Genomic DNA, 6,280 nt, shown 5'->3' with positions numbered 1-6,280 from the left:
CGCGTGTTTGAGCGAAGCGAGTTTGCGCGGACCCCGCGTACCGCGAGCAGCGCAGGGCAGCCGCGAAGCGGCCGGTGACGTCGGCCGGCACAGGGCACACCGCCCGACGACGTCAGCCCCGCCCAGCCCGCCCGCACAAGCCAACTAGAACCGCTCGTGCGCCCCCAAATAGCGCCACTGCCCCACAGGCAAATTCCCCAACACCACATTCCCGACCCGAATGCGCTTCAACCCCACGACCTTGAGCCCCACCAGCTCGCACATCCGCCGGATCTGCCGCTTCTTGCCCTCGGTGAGCACAAAGCGCAACTGCTCCGGGTTCTGCCACTCGACCCGCGCAGGCTTCAGCGGCTGGCCGTCCAGACTCAACCCGTGCCGCAACTTGGCAAGCTCTTCGCGGGGAAAAGCGGCTTGCGAGTTCTGCGCGACAGGCCCATACGACACGCGCACCAGGTATTCCTTCTCGATGTTCGAGTCCTCGCCGATCAACTGACGCGCGACACGCCCGTCCTGCGTGAACACCAGCAGCCCCACCGAATCGATGTCCAGACGGCCGGCCGGCGCGAGACCCCGCAACTGCGGCGGCGAAAAGCGATTGCGGCTGGGGTCCTCGCGCCAGTGCGTGCGCGGGTTGATCAGCACCACCGCCGGCTCGTGGCCATCCTCGGCCTGCCCGCTCACATAGCCCATCGGCTTGTGCAACAGGATCGTCACCTGTTGCTGCTGCTGGGTCTGCGCCTTCTTGTCGACCTCGATGCGATCGGCCGGCGTCACCTTCACGCCCATCTCGGCCACCTGGCCGTTGACCTTGACCCAGCCCTGCGCGATCCAGTCGTCCGCTTCGCGGCGCGAGCACAGGCCCAGTTCGGCCATGCGTTTGTTGAGGCGGGATGGGGCGGCGGGCGTTTCAGGCATGGGGTCGCAGAGGGATTCGGGTGGCGAACGATTCTCCGCGATTCACGGGGGCGGCAGTGTTCCAATCGTCCCGCGACTCCCATGCCCGCCGATGAAACTCGTTGTCCTCACTGCGCTCGCCATGCTGGCCTTTGCCGGCAATTCGCTTCTGTGCCGGCTGGCGCTGCTGCACACCGGCATCGACGCGGCCACCTTCACCTCCGTGCGACTGCTCTCGGGCGCCCTCGTGCTGTGGCTCATTGCGGCGCAGCGCAGCGGGCCGGGCACGAAAAGCCTGGCGGGCGGCTGGATCTCGGCCGTGGCCCTGTTCGTGTACGCCGAAGCCTTCTCCTTCGCCTACCTCAGCCTGCCGGCCGGCACCGGCGCGCTGCTGCTCTTCGCCGCAGTGCAGATCAGCATGATCGGCTGGGGCCTCTATCGCGGAGAACGGTTGGCGCGCTGGCAGATTGCCGGCTTCGCGCTGGCTGTCGGCGGGCTGGTCTTCCTCCTGCTGCCCGGCCTGTCGGCGCCGCCCCTGCAGGGCGCCCTGCTGATGGCTGCGTCCGGCGCGGCGTGGGCCGTCTACTCGCTGCGCGCCAGGGGCGCCGGCGATCCCACCCGCGCGACGGCCGGCAACTTCGTGCGCGCCGCACCGCTGGCGCTGGCCGTCAGTGCGGCGATGCTGCCTTCCATGAAATGGGACCTCGCCGGCATCGGCTTCGGGCTGGCCTCGGGCATCCTGAGTTCCGGCATCGGCTACGTGATCTGGTACGCCGCGCTGCGCGAACTGAAGGTGACCAGCGCCGCGACCGTTCAGCTCAGCGTGCCGGTGATCGCGGCCTTCGGCGGCGTGCTCGTGCTCGATGAATCCGTCAGCCTGCGCCTGGTCATCGCATCGATCGCGGTGCTCGGCGGCGTCGCCGTCGTGCTCCTCGCCCGTGGGCGGCCATCCCGCCAGGACGCGCTCACGCCACCAGCCGGTACCCCACCGCCGTCTCGGTGAGCAGGTGCCGCGGCTGCGCGGGATCGGCTTCGAGCTTCTGGCGCAGGTGGCCCATGTAGATGCGCAGGTAGTGGCTCTGCTCGCCGTGCGTCGGGCCCCACACCTCGCGCAGCAGCTGGCGCTGGGTGATGACCCGCCCGGCATTGGCGATCAGCACCGACAGCAGGCGGTATTCGGTCGGCGTGAGATGCACCTCGGCGCCCGCGCGCCGCACCACGCGCGCCATGCGGTCGACCTCGACCTCGCCGAAGCGGAACACCGGCTCGGGCTCTTCGCCGCCGTTGGCCGTGCGCGGCCGGCGCAGGTTGGCGCGCACCCGGGCCAGCAGTTCGCCCGTGCCGAAAGGCTTGGTCAGGTAGTCGTCGGCACCGGCATCCAGGGCGGCGATCTTGTCGCCCTCGTCGGTGCGCGCCGAGAGCACGATGATCGGCACGGCCGACCAGCCGCGCACGTCGCGAATCAGCGAAACGCCGTCGCCATCCGGCAGCCCGAGGTCGAGCACCAGCAGGTCGGGCTGCCGCGTGCCGGCCGCTGCCAGGCCGTCGCGCAGGGTGCCGGCCTCGTGCACTTGCCAGCCTTCGGCCTCCAGCGCGCCGCGCACGAAGCGGCGGATCTGCGGCTCGTCTTCGATCACGATGGCGGTGGGGCTGGGCATGGCTCGGTTCTCAGGCAGGAATGTCGCTCGACTCCGCCGATTCCGGCGGTGCACGGCGAGGCAGGGTGACCGTGAATTCTGCCCCGCCGCCGGCCGCGTTCGCGGCCGTGATCTCGCCGCCGTGCGCGCTGACCACCGCCTTGCAGATCGCCAGCCCCAGACCGACGCCGGGCGTGGCCGACTCGGCCTGGCCGCGCGTGAACTTGTCGAACAGCGTCTGCTCGCGGCCACGGAGCGATGGCGGCAGGCCCGGGCCGTGGTCGCGCACGCTCAGCACCAGCGCGCGGTCGGTGGCGTGCGCGCCGACGACGATGGGCGGCGCGCCGTACTTGCCGGCGTTCTCCAGCAGATTGACCAGCACGCGCTCGATCAGCACCGCATCGAACTCGACCAGCGGGAGCTCCGACGGCAGCGCGGTCTGCACCGCCATCTCGCCCAGCGCCGGTCGTGCGGCGCGAATGGCGGAGCCCACCACTTCCTCGACCGACTGCCAGTCGCGCCGCAGGTTGACCGTGCCGCCGGCGATGCCGCTTTCCAGACGCGCCATGTCCAGCAGGTTGCTCACCAGCGCATGAAGCTGGTGCGCCTGCGCGACGATCGCGCGCGCCGCGTCGCGCTGGTCGCGGGTGCCATCGGGCAGCGTCTGCAGCGATTCGGCGAGCGCGATCAGCGCCGTCAGCGGCGTCCGCACGTCGTGCGAGATGGCGCCGAGCAGCGCGTTGCGCAGCCGTTCCGACTCCATCTCGACCACGGCTTGCTGCGCCACTTCCACGTAGTGCACGCGCTCCAGCGCGATGGCGATCTGCCGGGCCAGCGTGTCCAGTTGCTGGGCCTGTTCAGGGATCAGCAGCCAGCGCGGGTGCGCGGGTTCGAGTGCGAGCACGCCACGCACCCGCATCGGCGCCTTGAGGGGCGTGTAGTGCCAGGGCTGCGCCGCGAGCGTGGCCGTCGCGAGGCCGGCCGGCTGGCCCTGGCGGAAAGTCCAGTCGGCCACGCTGGCGTCGAAACCCGGCGGCGGCTCGGCTGGGATCGCGAGCCGGTCGTTGGCATCCGTCACCAGCACCACCGCCCGGCCGCCGAAATGCCCTTGCACCGCGGCCGCGCCGAGCGCGACGACCTGGGCGCTTTCGAGCGCCGCGGACAGTTCCCGCGTCAGTTCGAACAGCGACTGCGCCCTGCGCTCGCGGCTCGCCGACACGCCAGCCGCGAAGCGCAACCCCGCCGTCAACTGGCCGACCAGCAGGCCGACGCCGAGCATCACGCCGAAGGTCACGAGGTACTGCACGTCGCTGACCGCGAACGACAGCCGCGGCGAGACGAAGAAATAGTCGAAGGCGGCCACGTTGAGCATCGCGGCGAAGGCAGCCGGGCCGCGTCCGAAGCGCATCGCCACGCCCACCACCCCGAGCAGGAACAGCATGACGATATTGGCCAGTTCCAGCACGCCGACCAGCGGCGTCGCCAGCAGCGTGATCGCGACGCTGCTGGCCGCGGCCCATGCATAGCCGTGCCAGCGCGCACGCGGGCGGTCGGCGTCTTCGACCGCCGGATCGCCCCGCCGCCCGCCCGGGCGGCCAGGCGCGAGGCGACGGGAACTGTCGGCCCGCGCGACCTCGACGATGTCCACGTCCGGCGCGTGGCGTGCCAGGTCGCTCGCCAGCGGAGGCGAAGGCCACCAGCGCGCCCAGCCTTGCGCCAGCTCGGCACGCCCCACGACCAGCGTCGCGCAGTTGAGGCGCCGGGCCTGGGCGGCGAGTTCCTGCGCGATGTCGGTTCCCGTGAGCACCGCCGTCTCAGCGCCGAGTTCCTCGGCCAGCTGGAGCACGGCGAGGATGCGGTCGCGCTGCGCCGCGTCCAGGCGCTGGAGCCGCGGCGTCTCCACATAAGCCGCGTGCCAGCGCACGTTGAGCTGCCCCGCCAGCCGGGCCGCCGTGCGCACGGTCTGCCCTGCGCCTTCGTGCGGGCCGACGCAGGCCAGGATCGCACCCGAGGTGTTCCACGCCGGCGGACCGCCATCGCCCTGCGGCCCCGACTGCTCCACGCGCCAGCCGCGCACGTCGTCTTCCACGTGCTCGGCGGTGCGGCGCAGCGCGATCTCGCGCAACGCGATGAGGTTGCCCTTGCGGAAGAAGTTCTGCGCCGCCCGCTCGGCCTGCTGCGGCAGATAGACCTTTCCGGCCGCGAGCCGCGCCGTGAGTTCGTCGGGCGTGACGTCGACCAGCACCACTTCATCTGCCTCGTCGAGCACGGTGTCGGGCACCGTCTCGTGCACGCGCACGCCGGTGATCGCGCCGACCGTGCCGTTGAGGCTTTCCAGGTGCTGGACGTTGAGCGCCGACCAGACTTCGATGCCCGCCGCCAGCAGTTCCTGCACGTCCTGCCAGCGCTTGGCGTGGCGTGATCCGGGTGCATTCGAATGCGCCAGTTCGTCGACGAGCAGCACGGCCGGCTTGCGCGCGAGGGCGGCATCGAGATCGAATTCGGCGAGCTGGTGGCCGCGGTAGGCCACCTCGCGCAGGGGCAGCGTGTCGAGGCCCGTGAGCAATGCCGCGGTCTCGCTGCGGCCGTGCGTCTCGACCACGCCGATCAGCACGTCGCGCCCGGCGGCATGCTCGCGCTGCGCCGCGCTCAGCATCGCCCAGGTCTTGCCGACGCCGGCGCTGGCACCGAAATAGATGCGCAGCTTGCCGCGCTGCGAGCGTTGTTCCTCCGCGCGCAGTTGCGCCAGCAGCGCGTCGGGGTCGGGGCGGGCGTCGTCGTTCATGAGGGCAAGGCGACGCAGGTTATCTCATCGGCTGTGTCGCAATCCGCAGCGCGTGAGATGGTCCCTCCAACTGACCAGCCGCCCGACCTCGCCGCTTGGCACGGCCTCGACCAGGCAATGGAGCACCTGCGCGTAGCCGGTGAGGGGAAGCCGGACCATGAGTCGCACGCGCGGAGCGGCGCTCTCCTGCGAGCCCCGATTGCACAGCAGCGGCTCGCAGCGCACCACGCCAGCGTCCGGGCAGCGCGCGATCGCGACGCGCACGCGCTGCGCATCGGCGCAGGTGACGATGACGTCGAGCACGTGCCACAGCATCGTGCTGCGCGTGCGGGTCACGCCGGGGTGTTCACGGTAGGCGGCATAGGCCATGGAAGCTCCGGGATCAAGGAGAAGGTTGCGCGTCGAGCGCGAGGTTGAGCGCCAGCACGTTCACGCGGGGTTCGCCGAACAGGCCCCACAGCGGCGCCTTCGTGTGGTCGTCGATCAGCTGCTCGACCTGGTCGACGGGCAGGTTGCGCAGGCGCGCGACGCGCCCCGCCTGGTAGTACGCCGCCGCCGGGCTGATGTCCGGGTCGAGCCCGCTGGCCGAGGCCGTGACGAGATCGACCGGCACCGGCACGGTGTTCCCCGGGTCCGCCGCGCGCAAGGCTTCGATACGGCCCTTGACCGCATCGGCCAGCGCAGGATTCAGCGGGCCCTGGTTGGCGCCGCCTGAAGCGCCGCCGTTGTAGGGCATCGGCGCCGTGGCCGACGGACGTCCCCAGAAGTGCTTCGGATCGCTGAAGTTCTGGCCGATGAGCGTGGAGCCGATCGTCGCGCCGTCGCGCACGACCAGGCTGCCCGCGGCTTGCGCCGGGAAGACGGCCTGCGCCGTGCCGGTCACGGCCAGTGGATAGACGATGCCCGTGAGCGCGCTGAGCAGGACGAAAAGCACGAGGGCGGGACGAAGAATGTTTGTCATGTT

At 71.1% G+C, this 6,280-nt stretch carries 6 protein-coding genes; 1 reads left to right on the top strand and 5 read right to left on the bottom strand.

Annotation, left to right across the window (positions count from 1 at the left end; translation table 11 throughout):
* Positions 1-144: 144 nt before the first annotated feature.
* Positions 145-915: a pseudouridine synthase gene (locus QTH90_RS28690; protein ID WP_286667968.1), complete on the bottom strand. Its 771-nt coding sequence runs from the start codon at positions 913-915 to the stop codon at positions 145-147.
* Between the two features lie 91 nt (positions 916-1,006).
* Here QTH90_RS28690 and QTH90_RS28685 point away from each other — a divergent pair, with 91 nt between their 5' ends.
* Positions 1,007-1,897 (top strand): DMT family transporter, encoded by an 891-nt coding sequence (locus QTH90_RS28685; RefSeq protein ID WP_286667967.1) that lies wholly within the window; start codon positions 1,007-1,009, stop codon positions 1,895-1,897.
* Here the strand turns inward: QTH90_RS28685 and kdpE are convergent.
* Genes kdpE through kdpC form a run of 4 tightly spaced genes read right to left on the bottom strand, consistent with a single transcriptional unit; the run spans position 1,860 to position 6,277 of the window.
* Positions 1,860-2,552, bottom strand: coding sequence for a two-component system response regulator KdpE (gene kdpE / locus QTH90_RS28680; protein ID WP_286667966.1), 693 nt, complete (start codon positions 2,550-2,552; stop codon positions 1,860-1,862). The two genes, QTH90_RS28685 and kdpE, sit on opposite strands and share 38 nt — an antisense overlap.
* A 10-nt stretch (positions 2,553-2,562) precedes the next feature.
* The gene (locus QTH90_RS28675) at positions 2,563-5,316 is read right to left on the bottom strand and encodes a DUF4118 domain-containing protein (RefSeq protein WP_286667965.1); all 2,754 of its coding nucleotides are present in this window, start codon (positions 5,314-5,316) and stop codon (positions 2,563-2,565) included.
* A gap of 24 nt (positions 5,317-5,340) precedes the next feature.
* Entirely contained in the window at positions 5,341-5,685 is a 345-nt protein-coding gene (locus tag QTH90_RS28670; RefSeq protein WP_286667964.1) for a hypothetical protein, read from the bottom strand.
* A 13-nt stretch (positions 5,686-5,698) separates the two neighbouring features.
* Positions 5,699-6,277, bottom strand: a complete 579-nt coding sequence (gene kdpC / locus QTH90_RS28665; RefSeq protein WP_286667963.1) for a potassium-transporting ATPase subunit KdpC — start codon at positions 6,275-6,277, stop codon at positions 5,699-5,701.
* Positions 6,278-6,280: the final 3 nt, after the last annotated feature.

This window comes from Variovorax flavidus, from assembly GCF_030317145.1.
GTDB classification, from domain to species: domain Bacteria; phylum Pseudomonadota; class Gammaproteobacteria; order Burkholderiales; family Burkholderiaceae_C; genus Variovorax; species Variovorax flavidus.
Note: the sequence above shows the minus strand (reverse complement) of the source record. Positions and strands in the feature narration are given on the sequence as shown.

Excerpts from the sequence above, each read along its gene's own strand:
- QTH90_RS28690 (WP_286667968.1), bottom strand. The coding sequence starts at position 915 with ATGCCTGAAACGCCCGCCGCCCCATCCCGCCTCAACAAACGCATGGCC.
- QTH90_RS28685 (WP_286667967.1), top strand. The coding sequence starts at position 1,007 with ATGAAACTCGTTGTCCTCACTGCGCTCGCCATGCTGGCCTTTGCCGGC.
- kdpE (WP_286667966.1), bottom strand. The coding sequence starts at position 2,552 with ATGCCCAGCCCCACCGCCATCGTGATCGAAGACGAGCCGCAGATCCGC.
- QTH90_RS28675 (WP_286667965.1), bottom strand. The coding sequence starts at position 5,316 with ATGAACGACGACGCCCGCCCCGACCCCGACGCGCTGCTGGCGCAACTG.
- QTH90_RS28670 (WP_286667964.1), bottom strand. The coding sequence starts at position 5,685 with ATGGCCTATGCCGCCTACCGTGAACACCCCGGCGTGACCCGCACGCGC.
- kdpC (WP_286667963.1), bottom strand. The coding sequence starts at position 6,277 with ATGACAAACATTCTTCGTCCCGCCCTCGTGCTTTTCGTCCTGCTCAGC.